Source organism: Wolbachia endosymbiont of Drosophila simulans wHa (genome assembly GCF_000376605.1).
GTDB classification, from domain to species: Bacteria; Pseudomonadota; Alphaproteobacteria; order Rickettsiales; family Anaplasmataceae; genus Wolbachia; species Wolbachia pipientis.
Map to the genome: position 1 here is coordinate 963,263 of NC_021089.1, position 17,655 is coordinate 980,917.

The following is a 17,655-nucleotide window of genomic DNA, read 5'->3' on the forward strand; positions in this document are numbered from 1 at the left end:
ACAAGGTGATCCCTGAGGGTTTTCATATTCATCATTACAAAGAAGTTTCAAGCACTAATAAAGAAGCGTTGGATTTAATTGGGAGAGGAATATCAAATGAAACCGTTATTATTGCCGATAAACAAACAGAGGGTAGAGGGCGCACTGGAAAAAACTGGATTTCTCCAGAGGGTAATTTTTATGCGAGTTTGGTAATAAACCTCTTTAACGATTATCTTAATGAAAGCCAGCTTTCGGTGTCATTCCAGCGCGTGACGATGGAATCTAGAAAAAAAGAAGAATGGATCCCAGTGTCAAGCACTGGGATGACATCAGAGGGCATTGGGATGACAGAGAGGGGTTTGGTGAATAAAATTGCGGATGTCAGCAAATTAACAGAATTGACTTTTGTTACTGCTCTTGCTGTTGGAAATACTATACTGTCATTTATAAATGGTCTAAATCTCCAGTATAAATGGCCAAATGATATTCTAATCGATGGCAAGAAAATAAGTGGAATATTGCTTGAAAAAAGATCCAATTCGAATTGGCTCATTATAGGAATTGGAATTAATGTCAATCATGCACCACTTCCAGGAACAACGTGCATTAGCAATTACGGTGAGTCTGTGTCTAACATAGATCTACTAAAAAAATTAATAATAAATTTTAATAAGCTAAGAAAGCAATGGCTATTTGATGGGTTTTATGCTATAAGAGAAATGTGGTTAAAAAAAGCATTCAAAATGCATGAACAAATCAGTGTAAAGTTAGCTGACAAATTGTATGAAGGAATTTTTGCTGATATAGATAAAAGTGGTAAATTGGTGTTGCAGCAAAAGGATGGAAGCTTAATTTATTTTGATTCAGGTGAGTTATTTATTGGCAGTGCATTATGAATACATATGTAATTTTTGCTTACCTTATTAGTTTTACGTTGATTACCGGAGAACTGATTTTTACCATTTCTTGCTATATTAAAAGTAAAAAAATTCTAGAAAACCTGAAAGATAATAATGAAGAAGAAACATAAGCGATTACTTATAACTTCAGGAATTTTCTGCTTTTTAAGCTGCATAGTCTTTTTTATTTTAACAACGCTCAAAGAAAATATCTCATTTTTCTATACAGTAAGTGAGGCAATAGCTTTACCAAATAGTCAAAAGCCAATCCATATTGGTGGAATGGTTGTTGAAGATAGTGTGATACGGAGCGAAAGTGAAGTAGTTTTTCAAATGACAGATTTTAACAAAAGCGTTGTGGTAAAATACCAGGGAATACTTCCACCAATGTTTTCAGAAAAAAGTGGTGTTGTTGTGCAAGGTAAAATGTTTGATAATAATACCTTTCTTGCAGATACGGTGTTTGCAAAACATGATGAGAACTATATGCCGAAAGTTTTAAAATAGATTCCTTAACCTGGCTGTATTGAAACGGTATGTAGAGAGAGTCACAGCCTGCTAGCAAGCTGTGACTTTCTTAACTACTATAATATATCATGGTGAGTTGGTGCTTCCCATTCATCTATGTTGTCATCACTAACCGTTCCTATTTTTAATTTTTCAACTTCTTCTCTTAGATTATTAAAGTTTTTTTCCAAAATTTCATAATTCTTACTAGTATCGATAACTACCTTGTCCAAATCATATAAATCCTTACTCAATTTATTCTGAACATAGTTTGCATTAAGCCTCAATTGGTAATCCAAGTCAGAAACAAATGTGTCGTTTAATTCTGTGATTAGTTTGTCTAGAACTTTGTGAACATAACCAACCGACGCATTCTTTTCTTTATTGCTCTCAAAAGATTTAGGCTTAATTTTGACTTCTATGTCATCTATTATTCTATATTCGTCTTCGACTGTTCTTCCTATTGATTCATAGTCTTTTTCGCTTTCTTTTACACTGTAATTACTCATATTAACTCCTATAAAAAATTATACTTTTAAAATCAACTCAGCTACACTGAAATGGTATGTGGAAAGAGTAACAGCCTGTATCAGGCTGTTACTTTCCTAACTACTACAATATATCAGGATGGGTTGGTGCCTCCTCAGGTAACATACTATTTACCTTACCTGCTAACTCACTTAGATCTTTTTTTAATCCTGCATCATCGTTGCCTATAATATCTTCCAAACTTTTAACTTTAGCTTGCTCTTCTCCTAACATAATATTCAACCCACTAATAAGTTGTTCATTTATATTATTAACTAATGCATCAACTGCTTTTTTAACAGTATGACCACTTGCTGTTTTGCCAAGGTCTTGTATATCCTTATCAGTACCTGTCTTAAGTATAATAAGATCAAGAGCGCTTATAAGTTTTTCTTTATTACCAGTAGTAAAATTATCCTCATTTTGTACAAGGTTTTGCGAGTTCTTGCTCATATAAATTACCTCCATAAATTATTAAAGTTTAAATTATTTTTTAGTTTCACATGCAAACTGTTTTTTCTTTTAACTTATAAACATTAATTTATAAGTATCCAAGTTCGCACTAAACATCTATTACTGTAAATTCAGTATTAGTATCTTGAAAGACGTAAGGTGATAGATGTGCATTATCCCAATTTGCTTCACTTTGCTCAGGAAGCATCTGGTCAATCTTATCCATAAGCTCTCCTATCTTTCCATTTTGCTCTTCAAGTTTCTCTTTTAATGCATCAATAATAGCTTTAGACTGATCCTTACTGCCGAGATCACCAATCACAGCTGTCACTTTCTCATAAGGCAGTTTGTGAATGATATCTTTAAGCTCTTCTGCACCCACGTTATCCAAAAGTTCCTTAAACTGCTCATTAGACATATTGCGAGCAAAAGCTTGAAGTTTTTCTGGGTTGTTAGCTAAAGACTTAATGATAATCTGGATCCTATTAGAATCAGTTAAATCCTGAGCAATTATGCCAAGTTTATCATGATCAAGCTTATTAACTAAGTCTTTCAGTTGGTCTTCTTGCAGACTATTTACTAAAGCTTTCAACTGGTCACCTTCTAATTCTTTAGAAAGTATTGTCAAGTGGTGCTCAGCCAAGTCTTTTGCAAGCACTGTAAATTGTTCGTCATTTAAAGTTTTAATAAGTGCTTTGAACTGATCCACTTTTAAGTGAGGTAAAATTTCTTTTACTTGCTCTGGATTTAAGTCTCTAACTAGAGCTTCAAGCTGAGCATCATTTAAAATAGGAACAATTATTTGTAACTTTTCTGGATTTAGTTCCTGAGCAAGAGTTTGTAATTGGTGATTGGTTAGATGATCCACTAAAGCTTGGAGTTGTTCATCTGTTAAGTTCTTTGCTAAGGTCTGTAGTTGGCTTGAGCTCAGTTCAGGAATTATTTTTTGCAGTTGCTCGTTACTAAGAGTATTGGTAAGAGTTTTTAGTTGGTCGTCTGTTAGGCCCTGAATAAAAACTTTGGTAAACGTGCTTGATAGCAACAGTAGCACATCTCTTATATGTCTCTCACCGTAGTATAACATAATGTCTTGTAATACCTCATTGTCAGGTGAATCGATTATATTTCCTGCCTCGTCTGAAAAATAATATTTATTGTTGCCAGTATCTGAATCTTCCCATGTTACATATTTGTATTCCAATTTTTTTGATTTAATAGAACTGCTACACATAGTTTTGAAAGGCTGCACAAGTTCTCTTGTATATGATAACTTAGCCAACTCATTACCGTAATATACAAATGTATGGTTACTTTTTACATAATCTAAGTTAGAATCACTTTTATAATCTTTGGCTACCAGATTTCCTTCATTTTCTTCCTCCAGACATATGTAACTGTCTAGGCAAGAACTGCCGCAAAGTTTTATAGGTAATAAGCCTAGTGCTACATCGTTTTTATCATCCAGCGATACAAGCTCAACTTTTTTAATAGACATTGTAGGATCATAACCTTCAGGCCACTTTATCAATTTAGTCGGGGTTTTTCTAAACACCTCTTTTCCAGGTACCATCTTAAAAACATGCTTTTTTCCACTCATAGGCGTTACCAATAAATTAATTGTTAGTATTCTAACATTTATTGATTAATTTATTGTTAAGTTGGTATATATTACAATTGTAATAACCAACATTACTTGTGTAGAGAAAAGTTACGAAAAGAAATAGGGATTTTCAGGGAAGTAGTATAAAATCCTCATAGATTAAAATAAGCTGCTTTGACAGGTTTTGTGGCGGCTAGAGCTAATATAGACTGGTGGAGGCAAGCGGGATCGAACCGCTGACCTTCTGCGTGCAAAACAGATGCTCTACCAGCTGAGCTATACCCCCAGGTAATTCTTGCTTAAAGCATAAATCACTCAGGCTGAAATGCAAGAAATATTTATCTGTTAGGCTATTGCTAAATAGTGCACAAATTCTGCAGTTATGTACAATTCTCTATCTTTTTGTCTTCTCAGATTTTTACATCACACTATAAGCTTTGCCAAATGAATCTGTGAATTGAAAATTAACAAGAAGTTTTCCTTTAAAAATTTTTTAACTAAATTATCACTAACGCAGTATATTATATAATTTATTTAACCACACATGAAAATTTTAGTTTGATTAAAATGGATAAAAACTGTATTGATGTTTAGTATAGCTGAAAAATGAAATGATCCCGTAGCTCAGCCGGTAGAGCAACTGACTTTTAATCAGTGGGTCACGCGTTCGAATCGCGTCGGGATCACTCACAAATTTTGAAAAACATGCTAAAAGAACAAGACAAAATATTCACCAACCTAAATGGTAAAGAAACTCCACTACTTGAGGGTGCAAAAAAACGTGGTAGCTGGCAAAAAACAAAGGAGTTACTAGATTTAGGATCAGAAAAAATCATTGATGAAGTAAAGAAATCTGGTTTGAGAGGTCGAGGAGGTGCAGGATTTTCTACCGGCCTTAAGTGGAGCTTTATGCCCAAAAATCTTCCAAAAAAACAACCAACATATTTAGTAGTCAATGCAGATGAGTCAGAACCTGGTACATGTAAAGATAGAGATATATTGCGATATGAGCCACATAAGTTACTTGAGGGAATTCTCCTGGCCGGCAGAGCGATCAGCGCATCAGTTGCATATATTTATATCAGGGGTGAATTTTATAATGAATATTTAGTTCTAAAAAAGGCACTTGAGGAAGCCTATAAAGAAGGTTTAATTGGAAAAAATGCCTGCAAATCAGGCTATGATCTTGATGTGTTTATCCATAGGGGTGCAGGAGCTTACATATGTGGAGAAGAAACAGCTCAACTTGAATCAATTGAAGGAAAAAAGGGCTTTCCTCGCATGAAACCTCCATTTCCTGCAGGTGTTGGACTTTTTGGCTGCCCAACTACAATAAACAACGTTGAAACTATAGCCATGGTTCCAGATATTCTGAATCGCGGAGGAGAATGGTTTGCATCTCTTGGTAAACCAAATAATACTGGTACCAAGGTCTTTTGTATTTCAGGGCACGTAAACAACCCGTGTAATGTTGAAGAAGAGCTCGGAATTCCATTACGTGAATTGATTGAAAAATACGCAGGTGGAGTGCGAGGGGGTTGGGATAATTTACTTGCTGTAATACCTGGTGGGTCTTCAGTGCCATTAATTCCAAAATCTATATGCGATACTATTGAAATGGATTTTGATTCATTAAGAACTGCACAATCAGGGCTTGGTACTGCTGCTGTAATAGTGATGGATAAATCAACTGATATAATAGCTGCAATAGAGAGGTTATCACACTTTTATATGCATGAGTCCTGTGGGCAATGCACACCATGCCGTGAAGGTACTGGATGGATGTGGAGGATTATGAAGAGGATGGTGGCAGGAGATATTAAACCTGATGAAATAGATAAGCTGCTTGACCTTACAACTCAAATAGAAGGACATACAATTTGCGCGCTTGGCGATGCTGCAGCTTGGCCGATTCAAGGATTAATAAGACATTTTCGCCATGTTATCAAAGAGAGAGCGATAGTTTAACTCTACTTATACTTCTTAAGCCGTCTTGCTACTTAGCAACCAGAGCTAAAAAATATTGATTCCCTTCCCTTTTAGGTGCTAATTCTACCTTTGCGATATCTTCAGTGTCTCTAATTAGCCGTTCTAATTTTTCCAATCCAACTTCAGTGTTTATAAGCTCTCTGCCCTTAAATCTCATTGTAACTTTGATTTTATGTCCGTGGGCAAGTAAGTCTCTTGCTTGACGCAATTTTGTTCCGTAATCGTGATCACCAATATTGGGACCCAGTTTAATTTCTTTTATAGTTAATGTTTTTTGTTTCTTTTTTGCTTCACTTGCTTTCTTTTTTATATCATACTTTTGTTTGCTATAATCCAGTATTTTACATACTGGAGGAGTTGAATCAGGTGCAATTTCTACCAAGTCTAAACCAACACCCTGTGCAAGTTCCAAAGCTCGTTCTATTAGCACGATTCCGACCATTTCACCACTGTGATCAACTAAGCGTACCTCCTTAGCTGTGATGAATCCATTAATTCTGTTTTTATTGTTCTTTTTAACTTGCAAACTTTAACTCCCTTAATTCAAATTAATACTTTTTAACAGCGATTCATTAGCCTTTTCCAAAGAAAAAGACTCCTGTCTTTCCGATCCTAAATTTCTCACTGACACAGTTTTACTTGTAACTTCATTTTTGCCTACAATCCACAATATAGGAACCTTGTTTAGACTATGCAAACGTATCTTATAACTAATTTTTTCATTGGTCAAATCAGTCTTGACTCTCACACCTTGTTCTTTTAAGACATTGCTGATTTCTGTGGCGTAACCGTCAGCCTCATTTGTAATGGTCAGAATAGCAAGTTGCGTTGGAGCAAGCCAAACTGGAAATTTTCCTGCATAATTTTCTATCAAAATTCCAATAAAACGCTCAAAAGTCCCAAGAATTGCCCTATGTAGCATAACAGGGTGATGCTTGTGTCCATCTGCCCCTATATAAAAAGCTCCCAGACGTTCTGGTAAAATGAAATCAACTTGCAATGTTCCACATTGCCAGCTTCTGCCTATTGCATCTTTTAAAACAAACTCTAGCTTTGGACCATAAAATGCACCTTCACCAGGATTAAGTTTATAACTCAAGCCCGCTTCTTTAACGGCTTCAAGCAGCGCTTTTTCAGCTCTATCCCATACTTCATCATTACCTGCTCTAATACCTGGACGGTCTGAAAATTTCACAGAAATTTCATTGAACCCAAGCTCTGAATATACTTCTTTTAAAAGGTCACAAAACTTTATAGTCTCAGAATTCACTTGTTCTTCCATACAAAAAATGTGTGCATCGTCTTGCGTAAAACCACGCACTCGCATCAGTCCGTGCAATGAGCCTGAGCTTTCATTTCTATGGCATGTGCCAAACTCTGCCATACGTATTGGTAAATCACGATAGCTTCTGGTGTGAGAATTAAAAATCTGCACATGACAAGGACAATTCATGGGTTTTATTGCTAGCTTTTTGCTTTCAGATTCATCAACAATAAACATATTTTCACGAAACTTATCCCAATGTCCAGATTTTTCCCACAGCTCTTTGCTTATTAAAATAGGAGTTTTTACCTCAAAATAGCCATTATTTATTAGCTTCTTTCTGATGTAAGACTCAAGAACATTATATAGAATATATCCTTGTTCATGCCAAAAAACCTGCCCAACAGCTTCCTCTTGGATGTGAAATAAATCCATATCCTTGGCAATTTTGCGGTGATCACGTTTCTCTGCTTCTTTGAGACACTCAAGATAAGCGTTTAATTCATCCTTATTTCTCCATGCTGTGCCATATATTCGCTGCAACATTGGGCCCTTTGCATCACCTCGCCAGTATGCACCCGCTACTTTCATAAGTTTAAACGCTTTAACTCTGCCGGTTGATGGTGAGTGCGGACCACGACATAGGTCAATAAAATCACCTTGCCTATAAACAGTTAGGTTTTCACCCTCTGGTATGGATGAGATAATATCAACCTTATATTTTTCGCCTATACCACTAAAGAAATCAATTGCCTGCTTGCGAGTCCAAACTTCTCGAACAAATCTGTGGTTACTTTTTACAATCTCTTTCATTTTCTTTTCTATTGCGGTAAGATCGTCCGTAGTGAAGGTACGATCTGTAGCAAAATCATAGTAAAAACCGTCCTGAATTGTTGGGCCGATAGTAATCTGAGTATTAGGAAATAGCTCTTTCACTGCCTGCGCCATTATATGAGCAGCATCATGCCTTATTATATCTAAACCCGCTTCGTCACTCAGTTGTATTACCTCTATCTCTGTATCAGATTCAATTTCACGTGAGAGATCATATAACTCACCATTTACTTTCAATGCAACTGCTTCCTTTAAAACATTCGGCTGTAGTATATCAAAGCCAGTGACTTTACCACTGTATTCTTTTACTTTTTGTTCGGTTGAGAAAGTAATCCTAATCATTTATCGACCCTTTTGTCTAACCCTCTCTTTGTCATCCCAGTGCGTGACACTGGGATCCATCTTATTTTTATAATGGAAATTAGTTTAACGTATGCTCCTAAAATCTGTTGTCCATTGCACAATTTGCAAATATTTTTATACCTGGATCCCAGTGTCAAGCACTGGGATGACACCTTTGTGTTTGAGGCAAAACAGGCCATAACATTTAACATACTGCCCTCGCAAACAAATGTTCGTACAGTTGTGTATCAGCTACTTGGATGACACCACCCCTAGTGGGCACTGCCCCTAAATCATAATGGATAACAGGGTTATAAGCTCTGAACATTAATAATAAGGTCTATTCTTTTTTAACCTGAGTGCAATTGCGTCTTCCCAAATTTCACCATTACGCAATAACTTTTCTTTATTGTACATTAGCTCCTCTCTCGTTTCAGTAGCAAATTCAAAGTTAGGACCCTCCACAATTGCATCAACTGGACATGCCTCTTGGCAAAGCCCGCAGTATATGCATTTTGTCATGTCAATATCATAGCGTGTGGTGCGACGACTACCGTCTTCTCTTTCCTCTGCTTCAATAACTATTGCTTGAGCAGGGCAGATAACTTCGCATAATTTACAAGCTATGCACCGTTCTTCACCGTTTGGATACCTACGCAACGCATGCTCACCACGAAACCTTGGACTTAAAGGGCCCTTCTCCATAGGATATCTTAACGTAACCTTTGGTTTGAACATATATTTCAATGTAATAGCAAACCCTTTGATTAACTCTGCAAAAGACCAATACCAAGCTAATTTCTTGAGCATAAAATATTTAAAACTTGTGTCAGTCATTATAAATCATATTATCAGTTTTCAAAATAAATATTTTCACCTGGGTGACTTTTACAGCTTTTCTATATAATACATTCACTAGTATGATAGTACTGCATTAATATAAACTAGCAAGATAGATAAAAATTTTGAATATTTTCAAATTAGGTATTTTGGTTTCTTAAGTGTAATATTGCTAAGTAGTTTATATAAATAATGACAAACACAAATGAAACTATTTTCGCTTTGTCGACCGTATTTGGTAAGTCAGGAGTTGCAGTAATCAGAATTTCAGGCAATTACGCGCTTAAAGCTTTAAATCATTTTCATATTAAGAAAGAAATTAAACCAAGATTTGCTACTTTAGTTGATCTATATGATGATTTCAATCAATTGATAGATAATGGAATAATCATCTATTTCCCTGCTCCAAACAGTTTCACTGGCGAGAATGTTATAGAGTTACAAGTGCATGGAAGTAAGGCAGTCATAAAAATCATCTTGGAGGAATTATCAAAAATTTTCGTTATGGCCAGGCCTGGAGAATTCTCACTTAGGGCTTTTCTAAATGGTAAATTTGACTTAACTCAAATAGAAGGAATTGCAGACTTAATTGACGCTGAGACGAAAATGCAAGCTAAACAAGCGATTAAGCAGATATCAGGAGAATTGGAGAGACTATACAGCAATTGGAGGCAAAGATTGATAACGATACAATCCAAAATCGAAGCATATATAGACTTTCCAGAGGACATTTGGGCAGAAAAAAGTGAGTTGGAAAAAATTAATAATGAAGTGCAATCTCTCGTGCGATTGATACAAGAGCATTTAAATGATAATAGACGGGGCGAAAGGTTGCGTGAGGGTTTACATATTGTAATAACTGGTAAACCAAATGTCGGTAAATCAACTCTGTTTAATTTCTTAGCCAAGCGTGATATTGCTATTGTTTCTGAATATGCAGGCACAACAAGAGATATACTTGAAGCTCATATTGACATTGGCGGATACCCAATCATTCTCTCTGATACTGCTGGAATTCGTGAGAGTTCAGATCCAATAGAATCAGAAGGTATAAGTCGAGCGAAAAAGAGGTCTTTTGAAGCTGATTTAAGAATAGAACTATTTCCTTTTGAACAGCGTCATAATATCAATTGCAACGTTGTAAATAGCGATACTATTTATGTATTGAGCAAAGCTGACGATGTTATCAATAATCACAATATAAAAATTAATGGCATAGATCTTTTACCCATTTCTATTCTAAAGGAAATAGGTACAAACAAATTGATCTCTCTCATAAAAGAGAAGGCAGAGGAAAAATTTGGGCATGATAGAGACACCCCTGTAATCACTCGGCAAAGACATAGGAATCACATGAAGAAAGCACTGGAACATTTACAACGTTTTAATATCGATAATCCAATTGAGTTGATATCTGAAGATTTGAGGCTTGCTGCATTTGAACTTGGTGCGGTGATTGGAATTATTGATGTTGAGGAAATATTGAGTAGTGTGTTTAGCAACTTTTGCGTGGGCAAGTAAAGCTTTTATAGATTGCTTAAAATCAAATGTTGTGATAGAAAAGAAATGGACGGATGGCCGAGCGGTTTAAGGCACCAGTCTTGAAAACTGACGTACGTGATGAGCGTACCATGGGTTCGAATCCCATTCCGTCCGCACAGCATCTCGCTATGCTAGCTGATTTTTAGAGCTTATTTGGACTATGTGGTTCATAACGCTGGAAATCTTGTCTAATCTAGCCACATCTTTTAAAAATACATCCCTTTGTAAATTGACCTTGTTAGCAAAGAAAGCTAATATCTATAAATAGATCACCATCTGAATATGAAAACCGATATAGTAATAATAGGTGCAGGACCAGTTGGAATATTCACTGCTTTTCAAGCGGGAATGCTTGATATGAAATGTCATATAATAGATGTTTTGGATCAAGCAGGAGGACAATGCACAGCTCTTTACCCAGAAAAGCCAATATATGATATACCTGGTTATCCTGTAATTACTGCCCAAAAATTAATTGAGCAGCTAATGGAGCAAGCTTCGCCATTTAAGCCTATTTACCATTTAAGTCAAAAAGTAGAAAAGATTTCGAATAACTGCGATCAAAGCTTTATTATCATAACTAATACAGGTACAGAGGTAAAATGCAAAGCCGTTATTGTTGCTGCAGGTAACGGAATGTTTGAACCTAACCGTCCGCCCTTGAATGGTATATTAGAATATGAAAATAAATCTGTATTTTACAGTGTAAATAAAATTTCTGATTTTCAGGATAAAACTATAGTCATTGCAGGGGGGGGTGATTCTGCGGCTGATTGGACTGTAGAACTTTCTAAAGTTGCGAAGAAAATTTATGTGATACATAGGAGAAAGGAATTTCGCTGCACTCCTGAAACTAGAAATAAATTAGAATCACTTGAAAGTGATGGAAAGATAGAACTGGTAGTGCCATATCAATTACACGAACTAGCAGGAGGTAATGGGCAATTGAGCACAGTGATAGTAAAAAACATTGCCTCTAAGGAAGAAAAAGAAATATCCGCTGATTTTTTGCTGCCATTTTTTGGATTGTCAATGAATCTTGGTCCAATAAACAATTGGGGTATACAGTTAGAACATAGCCGCATAGTTGTCGACCCAGCTATACTTAAAACCAGTAGAGATAGGATATATGCAATCGGAGATATAGCTATTTATTCAGGCAAACTAAAGTTAATATTAAGTGGTTTTGCTGAGAGTGCCATGGCTTGTCATGACATATACAAAGTAATCCACAATTCTCCAGTCAATTTTCAATACTCGACTTCGAAGGGAATTCACGGGAAAGAAAAACTTCCTTGACAAACCTCGCCAGCTCCCTTATCATGAAACTGAAGCTATTGTATTTGCTTTCGCCAATCTGCAGATTAAAAGGTAAGGATTACTTAATGTATCGGCGTCTTATGTTCAATTTTTTGCAGTATATAGATACTGTATGTCTTTACAAAACTTCATCTACATCTAGATTTTTATCTAAATAAGCTGAACGCGCTTACAAAGCGTTACAAGACATCAAAAAATGCCAATACTCGACAGAGATAGTAAAAGACTAGCTAACTCGGGGATTCTTTGTCTTTTTTTCTGCTTAGTAAATTTCTTAAACATTTGCAGCGTAAGTTAGTTGCAATTAAAAGCAGCTTAATCTCGCTTGTCAAGCGTTTAAAACATAAAAAACGCCAATATTTTAAAGCGGATAATAACCCCAGGGCTTCTTTTGCCTTTTTTTTCATTTGGTAAATTTCTTAAATATTTGTGGCTAAACGACAACCGTCATCCCGCTGCTTGTTAGCGGGATCTAGAGATACCGCGAATGAATCGCGGTATGACGTAGGACTGCTGTCATTCCAGTGCTCCTTTTTTTGTCATCCGAGTAGCTGACACTGGGATCCAGGAAACTTAACTTTACACCAGGTGAATGTACAATAAGAACTGGATTCCAGACTGGAATGACACCGAAGGGGCTACTGGGATGACAGGAGAAAGAGGCACTGGAATGACAAAGAGGGTACTTGGATGACAGGAGGTAATGCAGGAAGTCTAATAGTGCAGCAACATGGAACCCCAGGTCAGGCCTGCACCTATTGAAATCAGCAGTACCAGATTTCCTGATTTTATTTTTGATTCTTGTATTGCATAGTCTAAGGCCAGTGGAATTGATGCCGCTGAGGTGTTTGCATGCTTATCAACGGTATTAATCACTTTCTCTATAGGAAAATCTAATTTCTTTACTACTGCTTCAATAATACGAATGTTTGCTTGATGGGGAATTAACCAGTCAATATCAGTGATTTTCAAATTATTGCATTTCAGAGTTTCCTCTACTGAGGCTGTTAACTTATCCACTGCATGTTTAAACACTTCTCTTCCATTCATGCATATTTTTCCAGAATCACCAGTAGAGGATACCCCTCCGTTCGTACATAGTATGTCCACATTGCCGTCAGAGTATAAGTTTGTTGATATGATGCCGCTTCTACCCATTTCTGATTTCATCACCACTGCACCAGCACCATCACCAAAGAGTACACAAGTTGACCTATCTTCCCAATCAACAATCCTAGACATTATTTCAGCACCTATAACCAATGCATATTTAATTCTATTGTTAGATTTTATGAGCGAATCAGCAACTGTAACTGCATATATAAAACCAGAGCATGCTGCTTGTACATCAAAAGCAAATGCGTTTTTACATTTTAACTTACTTTGTACAATCGTTGCACAGCTAGGAAAAGTTTTATCAGGAGTTGTTGTAGCAACTATAATCAAGTCAATTTCATCTACTGAAATTTTAGCTTTTTCTATAGCACTTTTTGCTGCATTTACAGCTAGATCTGACGTTAGTTCTCCTTCATCTGCTATATGCCTTTGAACTATTCCTGTTCTCTGCCTTATCCATTCATCGCTCGTCTCAACTATCGATGCAATTTCGTTGTTACTCAACATTTTTCTTGGTAGGTAAGATCCAGTGCTTAATATGAAACTTTTATTCAATATGACTTACCCCGTTAATTATCTTTTGATTTAAATTTTCACTAATTGCATTTACTGCAAATTTTATGGCATGGGCAAAAGAAATAGCATCAGAATTTCCATGACTTTTAATGATGATACCATTCAGCCCTAAAAACATAGCTCCACTTCTAATTTTGGGATTAAAACGCGTTAAAGCTTTATTTAGTTTGGATTTTAACAATATACCAACAAGCATTTTCGCTATCCACGAATTGAATACTTCCTGCTTTATTAGATTGATAAAGGTACTAGCGGTTGCCTCAGCCGTTTTGAGCATTACATTGCCAACAAAACCATCAGCAACAATCACATCTATACTACCCTCTAAAAATTCACTTGCCTCTATATACCCTTTGAAATTAATGCCTGGAGCGTTTTTAAGCAACTCAAAAGCGCCGCGCACTGAGTCATTACCTTTAACTTCTTCTGTGCCGATATTTAGCAAAGCAACTTCAGGATTGTCAATTTTTAATGCTATTTTTGCAAATATACTACCCATTAACGCAAATTGAAATAATGAGTCGGCATTACAATCAACATTTGCACCAAGGTCAAGCAAAGCGAAGCTTTTTGTCTTAGTTGGACAGATAGAGGCAATAGCAGGACGATAAATGTTTGGTAATGTTCCTAAAATAAATCTGGAAATTGCCATCAATGCTCCGGTGTTGCCTGAAGACACCACTCCGAAAGCTTTACCTTTTTTTACTGCCTCAATGGCAGCTTTCATACTTGAGTCTTTACGATGCCTCAGTGCAAAAGATGGCTTATCATTTGCAAGAACATTGTCAGAACAATGAGTAAACTCAGAATTGTTACTTACTTTTTTGTATTTTGAAAGCAAAGGAGATACTTCTTCCTTATCTCCATAAATATGAAAAAAAACTTTAATGCCTGGGTCAACAAGGTTGTCTAAAAAAAAACCAGCACCATGAATTACGGAAAGAGGCGCAAAATCGCCCCCCATAGCGTCAAGTGCAATAACTATATTATTATTGACCGTAGGTAACATATCATAATAGTCACTCTGCCTGTTGCTTGATGAAAACCCGTTTTCCTTTGTAACTGCCATCAACTGCTACGTTATGAGGCAACATGAATTCCCCAGTTGTTGAACATACCACAATATTCTTAGGCTCAATAGCATGATGAGAACGATGCATATTACGCCTTGACTTTGACTTTTTTCTTTTTGGAACTGCCAAAACTTCCTCCATTCTACTACAAAATTCAATTCATTAGTAACATGTTTTTTACAGGAAGTAAACAGGGATAGTAAAATAAGTAAGGTTTGCTTATGTAATTGAGTTCTATAGCTAAAGTGGCTCTACAATTTGAAAAACCGTCATTCCGCTACTCGTTAGCGGAATCTATACCGCGAATGAATTGCGGTATGACGTAGGGAAACCTTTCTTGGGTTAAGCTTTAAATTAAAACATCAAGTATATTGAACTTAAAACATATCTCAGCTATACTTTGCGATAAAGTTAATAAAAATTTTAATAAAATCAGTAAGACTAACCTCTAGCTAAAATGAATACAAAGTGAGCTTTTTTGATATAAATAGTGTTAGAATAATTGGTAGGTACTTTATCAATTTTTTGTTAAGGCTTGGTAGTGCATTCATATTTTTTATTCAATCTCTATACCACTGCCTTGTGCCACCATATTATTTTAGCAACATAGCAAGACAAATTATAGAGATAGGCTTTTTCTCTCTGCCAATTGTTGGGCTCACTGGAGTTTTTATAGGAGCGGCAATAGTTTTACAAAGTAGCTTGAGTGACCCATTAATTAACCAAGAACAGATAATACCCAAACTTGTTACGATCACTATCATTAAAGAGTTAGGACCAGTTTTGATCAGCTTAATAATGGTAGGAAAGGTTGGATCATCAGTTGCAGCAGAAATTGGTACAATGCGCATCACCGAGCAAATAGATGCACTTACAACCTTGAACATCAACCCTTTTAAATATTTAATTGCACCAAGGATTTTAGCGTCAATCATAGTATTTCCCATACTTACAGTATGTGCAGATTTAATAGGAATATTTGGAGGATGTATCACTGCAGTCTTCGAATTTAACCACAATTTAAATATATACATTAAACACACAGCTCAGTTCTTTAATACGTATGATTTTATAACTGGGCTAATAAAAGCAACTGTATTTGGCGCCATAATTTCTGTCTCAAGCTGCTATTACGGTTACCATTGCAAAGAAGGTGCACGAGGAGTAGGTGTTGCTACAACATCAACTGTTGTTTTATCGTCCATACTGATCATTTTAGCAAACTACATGATTACTTTGATACATGCGTAACCCCATAATATCAATATTGAACTTAAGCTTATCTTTTGATGATAGGACAGTACTAAAAGATCTAAATTTTGATATATTAAAAGGGGAATCATTAGTCATACTTGGTGGCTCAGGAAGCGGCAAATCTGTATTAACAAAAACAATTATCGGCTTGCTTGCTCCAGACTCAGGGTCTGTTAAAATAAATAGTAAAAGCAAAAATAAATTTGGGGGTTTATTTCAAAATTCCGCTTTATTTGACTACGTTACAGTGTGGGAAAATATATCTTTTAATTATAAAAAGCGCTTTAATATCAGCAAAAAAGAGGCAAAACAGCTAGCAATCGAGAAGTTAAATGATGTTGGACTGGAGGAAAGCATAGCAGATATGTTTCCAATAGAGCTATCAGGTGGAATGAAAAAAAGAGTGGCACTTGCAAGGGCGATTGCACACAATCCAGAAATCATTATTTTGGATGAACCAACTTCAGGATTGGACCCAATTATGTCAGATATAGTAAACGAGATAATAATAAAATTATCTAGAGATCTTAACCCTACAATTATCACGATTACACATGATATTCATAGCGCATTTAAAATAGCTGATAAAATAGCAGTATTATATGAAGGGGAGATCATTTCCCATGGAACTGTTCAGGAAATACAAAATACTAATAACGAATATATAAAAAAATTCATTCATTATATATAGCTAAAGATATATACACTATTGCTAACAGTCATATTTTTAAGTTTTAACTTTGTAAAAGGTAGTGGACATTGGAATTCAGATTTTTTTCAAACTGGATCCTATAGCTAACACGTCATACCGCGATTCATTCGCGGTATCTCGGCATAGATTCCGCTAACTAGTAGCGGAATGACGAATTTGTCGTTTTTCAAATTGTCGTAAGTCAGTTTAGCTATATATAGGATGACAGAAATTGTTTGTATTAGCTATATTCAAAAGCTCTATTGATATTTTGCAATATTTGTGATAAAATAATAGCTTAAGGTTGAGAGTAAAAATTTATGAGTGAAGCTCAAGGTCCAAATATTGCAGAATGGCAAGCGCAGCAGCAACACCAAGAGGCTGCTGGTGAGAAAAGTGGTTTTGGTCTTGGTCATAGTGACTCTGTTTCAACAGTCGTGGATGGAATGAAATGGTTGTTCAACTTTCATGAAGGAGCAATTGCTGCTTATAGTAACGTGTTTGAAGGTTTGGTGAGTGGTAGTAGTCTAGTAACGCTGTTTGGAAAATCAGGTAATATGTTTGGCATAAAATTTCTTGAAGGCCTTGCAGAATATTTTTCAGGTGGAGGTGGGGAAGATATGCCATCAGAAGGAATGGATATGGCTCATGGTGATGATGGACATCACTCAGATGATTACCCTCATGCCAATAACGAAATAGCTCATAATGCTGATGGTTTGCAAGACATGCATGATGCAGGTGATCACCATGGTCAATCTTTTTCACCTGGTCCTTCACCATCTGTTGGCGATGACCACGGACATGAACTTGGTTAAACGCTTAAAAACTGCTGAATAGTATGC

Annotated in this window: 19 protein-coding genes and 3 tRNA genes; 11 read left to right on the plus strand and 11 right to left on the minus strand. The window is 36.0% G+C overall.

The window, feature by feature from the left end; translation table 11 throughout:
* Nucleotides 1-5: 5 nt before the first annotated feature.
* The 3 genes from WHA_RS04365 to ccmE are packed head-to-tail and all read left to right on the plus strand — an operon-like array spanning nt 6 to nt 1,388.
* On the plus strand, nt 6-878 hold the full coding sequence (locus WHA_RS04365) for a biotin--[acetyl-CoA-carboxylase] ligase (RefSeq protein ID WP_015589299.1): 873 nt from the start codon (nt 6-8) through the stop codon (nt 876-878).
* Entirely contained in the window at nt 875-1,012 is a 138-nt protein-coding gene (locus WHA_RS06940) for a CcmD-like small membrane protein (protein ID WP_179943637.1), read from the plus strand. The genes WHA_RS04365 and WHA_RS06940 overlap by 4 nt, the downstream gene beginning before the upstream one ends.
* Nucleotides 996-1,388: a cytochrome c maturation protein CcmE gene (gene ccmE, locus WHA_RS04370; protein ID WP_015589300.1), complete on the plus strand. Its 393-nt coding sequence runs from the start codon at nt 996-998 to the stop codon at nt 1,386-1,388. The genes WHA_RS06940 and ccmE overlap by 17 nt, the downstream gene beginning before the upstream one ends.
* A gap of 77 nt (nt 1,389-1,465) precedes the next feature.
* Here the strand turns inward: ccmE and WHA_RS04375 are convergent, their stop codons facing one another.
* From WHA_RS04375 to WHA_RS04390, 4 genes are all read right to left on the minus strand, one after another.
* The gene (locus WHA_RS04375) at nt 1,466-1,897 is read right to left on the minus strand and encodes a hypothetical protein (protein WP_015589301.1); all 432 of its coding nucleotides are present in this window, start codon (nt 1,895-1,897) and stop codon (nt 1,466-1,468) included.
* A gap of 103 nt (nt 1,898-2,000) precedes the next feature.
* On the minus strand, nt 2,001-2,369 hold the full coding sequence (locus WHA_RS04380; RefSeq protein WP_015589302.1) for a hypothetical protein: 369 nt from the start codon (nt 2,367-2,369) through the stop codon (nt 2,001-2,003).
* Between the two features lie 109 nt (nt 2,370-2,478).
* Nucleotides 2,479-3,966 carry a magnesium transporter MgtE N-terminal domain-containing protein gene (locus WHA_RS04385; protein WP_015589303.1) on the minus strand — a complete coding sequence of 496 codons (1,488 nt, stop codon included), beginning with the start codon at nt 3,964-3,966 and terminating at the stop codon, nt 2,479-2,481.
* A gap of 213 nt (nt 3,967-4,179) precedes the next feature.
* Nucleotides 4,180-4,255: transfer RNA gene (locus tag WHA_RS04390), tRNA-Ala, on the minus strand.
* Nucleotides 4,256-4,582: 327 nt separating this feature from the next.
* Between WHA_RS04390 and WHA_RS04395 the strand changes: the two genes are divergently transcribed.
* Both WHA_RS04395 and nuoF read left to right on the plus strand, forming a co-directional pair.
* A tRNA-Lys gene (locus WHA_RS04395) sits at nt 4,583-4,655 on the plus strand.
* Between the two features lie 19 nt (nt 4,656-4,674).
* Nucleotides 4,675-5,937: an NADH-quinone oxidoreductase subunit NuoF gene (gene nuoF / locus WHA_RS04400; protein WP_015589304.1), complete on the plus strand. Its 1,263-nt coding sequence runs from the start codon at nt 4,675-4,677 to the stop codon at nt 5,935-5,937.
* A 28-nt stretch (nt 5,938-5,965) separates the two neighbouring features.
* On the opposite strand, the gene infC is transcribed toward nuoF, so the two are convergent.
* From infC to nuoI, 4 genes are all read right to left on the minus strand, one after another.
* Nucleotides 5,966-6,484: a translation initiation factor IF-3 gene (gene infC, locus WHA_RS04405; RefSeq protein ID WP_015589305.1), complete on the minus strand. Its 519-nt coding sequence runs from the start codon at nt 6,482-6,484 to the stop codon at nt 5,966-5,968.
* Nucleotides 6,485-6,496: 12 nt separating this feature from the next.
* The gene (gene thrS / locus WHA_RS04410; RefSeq protein WP_015589306.1) at nt 6,497-8,398 is read right to left on the minus strand and encodes a threonine--tRNA ligase; all 1,902 of its coding nucleotides are present in this window, start codon (nt 8,396-8,398) and stop codon (nt 6,497-6,499) included.
* A complete protein-coding gene (locus WHA_RS06790; RefSeq protein ID WP_144054593.1) occupies nt 8,395-8,610 on the minus strand; it encodes a hypothetical protein in 216 nt (71 codons plus the stop codon). Before WHA_RS06790 ends, thrS begins: the two co-directional genes overlap by 4 nt.
* A gap of 115 nt (nt 8,611-8,725) precedes the next feature.
* Nucleotides 8,726-9,208, minus strand: coding sequence for an NADH-quinone oxidoreductase subunit NuoI (gene nuoI / locus WHA_RS04415; RefSeq protein ID WP_041573606.1), 483 nt, complete (start codon nt 9,206-9,208; stop codon nt 8,726-8,728).
* Between the two features lie 222 nt (nt 9,209-9,430).
* Between nuoI and mnmE the strand changes: the two genes are divergently transcribed.
* The 3 genes from mnmE to WHA_RS04430 all read left to right on the plus strand — a co-directional run bounded on the left by mnmE (nt 9,431) and on the right by WHA_RS04430 (nt 12,079).
* Complete coding sequence (gene mnmE, locus WHA_RS04420) at nt 9,431-10,759, plus strand: tRNA uridine-5-carboxymethylaminomethyl(34) synthesis GTPase MnmE (RefSeq protein ID WP_015589308.1); 1,329 nt, start codon at nt 9,431-9,433, stop codon at nt 10,757-10,759.
* 47 nt (nt 10,760-10,806) lie between these two features.
* Nucleotides 10,807-10,894, plus strand: a tRNA-Ser gene (locus tag WHA_RS04425).
* Nucleotides 10,895-11,062: 168 nt separating this feature from the next.
* Nucleotides 11,063-12,079, plus strand: coding sequence for an NAD(P)/FAD-dependent oxidoreductase (locus WHA_RS04430; RefSeq protein WP_015589309.1), 1,017 nt, complete (start codon nt 11,063-11,065; stop codon nt 12,077-12,079).
* 735 nt (nt 12,080-12,814) lie between these two features.
* Here WHA_RS04430 and WHA_RS04435 read toward each other — a convergent pair.
* From WHA_RS04435 to rpmF, 3 genes are read right to left on the minus strand one after another with little or no spacing between them, the layout of a single operon-like run.
* Nucleotides 12,815-13,771 carry a beta-ketoacyl-ACP synthase III gene (locus WHA_RS04435; protein WP_015589310.1) on the minus strand — a complete coding sequence of 319 codons (957 nt, stop codon included), beginning with the start codon at nt 13,769-13,771 and terminating at the stop codon, nt 12,815-12,817.
* The gene (gene plsX, locus WHA_RS04440; RefSeq protein WP_015589311.1) at nt 13,764-14,801 is read right to left on the minus strand and encodes a phosphate acyltransferase PlsX; all 1,038 of its coding nucleotides are present in this window, start codon (nt 14,799-14,801) and stop codon (nt 13,764-13,766) included. The genes WHA_RS04435 and plsX overlap by 8 nt, the downstream gene beginning before the upstream one ends.
* 10 nt (nt 14,802-14,811) lie before the next feature.
* Nucleotides 14,812-14,994: a 50S ribosomal protein L32 gene (rpmF, locus tag WHA_RS04445; protein ID WP_041573607.1), complete on the minus strand. Its 183-nt coding sequence runs from the start codon at nt 14,992-14,994 to the stop codon at nt 14,812-14,814.
* Between the two features lie 339 nt (nt 14,995-15,333).
* Between rpmF and WHA_RS04450 the strand changes: the two genes are divergently transcribed.
* From WHA_RS04450 to WHA_RS04460, 3 genes are all read left to right on the plus strand, one after another.
* On the plus strand, nt 15,334-16,116 hold the full coding sequence (locus WHA_RS04450) for an MlaE family ABC transporter permease (protein WP_015589313.1): 783 nt from the start codon (nt 15,334-15,336) through the stop codon (nt 16,114-16,116).
* Nucleotides 16,109-16,810 carry an ABC transporter ATP-binding protein gene (locus WHA_RS04455; protein ID WP_015589314.1) on the plus strand — a complete coding sequence of 234 codons (702 nt, stop codon included), beginning with the start codon at nt 16,109-16,111 and terminating at the stop codon, nt 16,808-16,810. Before WHA_RS04450 ends, WHA_RS04455 begins: the two co-directional genes overlap by 8 nt.
* Before the next feature lie 320 nt (nt 16,811-17,130).
* Complete coding sequence (locus WHA_RS04460) at nt 17,131-17,628, plus strand: hypothetical protein (protein WP_007548965.1); 498 nt, start codon at nt 17,131-17,133, stop codon at nt 17,626-17,628.
* Nucleotides 17,629-17,655: the final 27 nt, after the last annotated feature.

Bases quoted from the DNA above. Each gene is read 5' to 3' on its own strand.
- WHA_RS06940 (WP_179943637.1), top strand. From the start codon at position 875: ATGAATACATATGTAATTTTTGCTTACCTTATTAGTTTTACGTTGATT.
- ccmE (WP_015589300.1), top strand. From the start codon at position 996: ATGAAGAAGAAACATAAGCGATTACTTATAACTTCAGGAATTTTCTGC.
- WHA_RS04375 (WP_015589301.1), bottom strand. From the start codon at position 1,897: ATGAGTAATTACAGTGTAAAAGAAAGCGAAAAAGACTATGAATCAATA.
- WHA_RS04380 (WP_015589302.1), bottom strand. From the start codon at position 2,369: ATGAGCAAGAACTCGCAAAACCTTGTACAAAATGAGGATAATTTTACT.
- WHA_RS04385 (WP_015589303.1), bottom strand. From the start codon at position 3,966: ATGAGTGGAAAAAAGCATGTTTTTAAGATGGTACCTGGAAAAGAGGTG.
- nuoF (WP_015589304.1), top strand. From the start codon at position 4,675: ATGCTAAAAGAACAAGACAAAATATTCACCAACCTAAATGGTAAAGAA.
- thrS (WP_015589306.1), bottom strand. From the start codon at position 8,398: ATGATTAGGATTACTTTCTCAACCGAACAAAAAGTAAAAGAATACAGT.
- WHA_RS06790 (WP_144054593.1), bottom strand. From the start codon at position 8,610: ATGTTAAATGTTATGGCCTGTTTTGCCTCAAACACAAAGGTGTCATCC.
- nuoI (WP_041573606.1), bottom strand. From the start codon at position 9,208: ATGCTCAAGAAATTAGCTTGGTATTGGTCTTTTGCAGAGTTAATCAAA.
- mnmE (WP_015589308.1), top strand. From the start codon at position 9,431: ATGACAAACACAAATGAAACTATTTTCGCTTTGTCGACCGTATTTGGT.
- WHA_RS04430 (WP_015589309.1), top strand. From the start codon at position 11,063: ATGAAAACCGATATAGTAATAATAGGTGCAGGACCAGTTGGAATATTC.
- plsX (WP_015589311.1), bottom strand. From the start codon at position 14,801: ATGTTACCTACGGTCAATAATAATATAGTTATTGCACTTGACGCTATG.
- WHA_RS04455 (WP_015589314.1), top strand. From the start codon at position 16,109: ATGCGTAACCCCATAATATCAATATTGAACTTAAGCTTATCTTTTGAT.
- WHA_RS04460 (WP_007548965.1), top strand. From the start codon at position 17,131: ATGAGTGAAGCTCAAGGTCCAAATATTGCAGAATGGCAAGCGCAGCAG.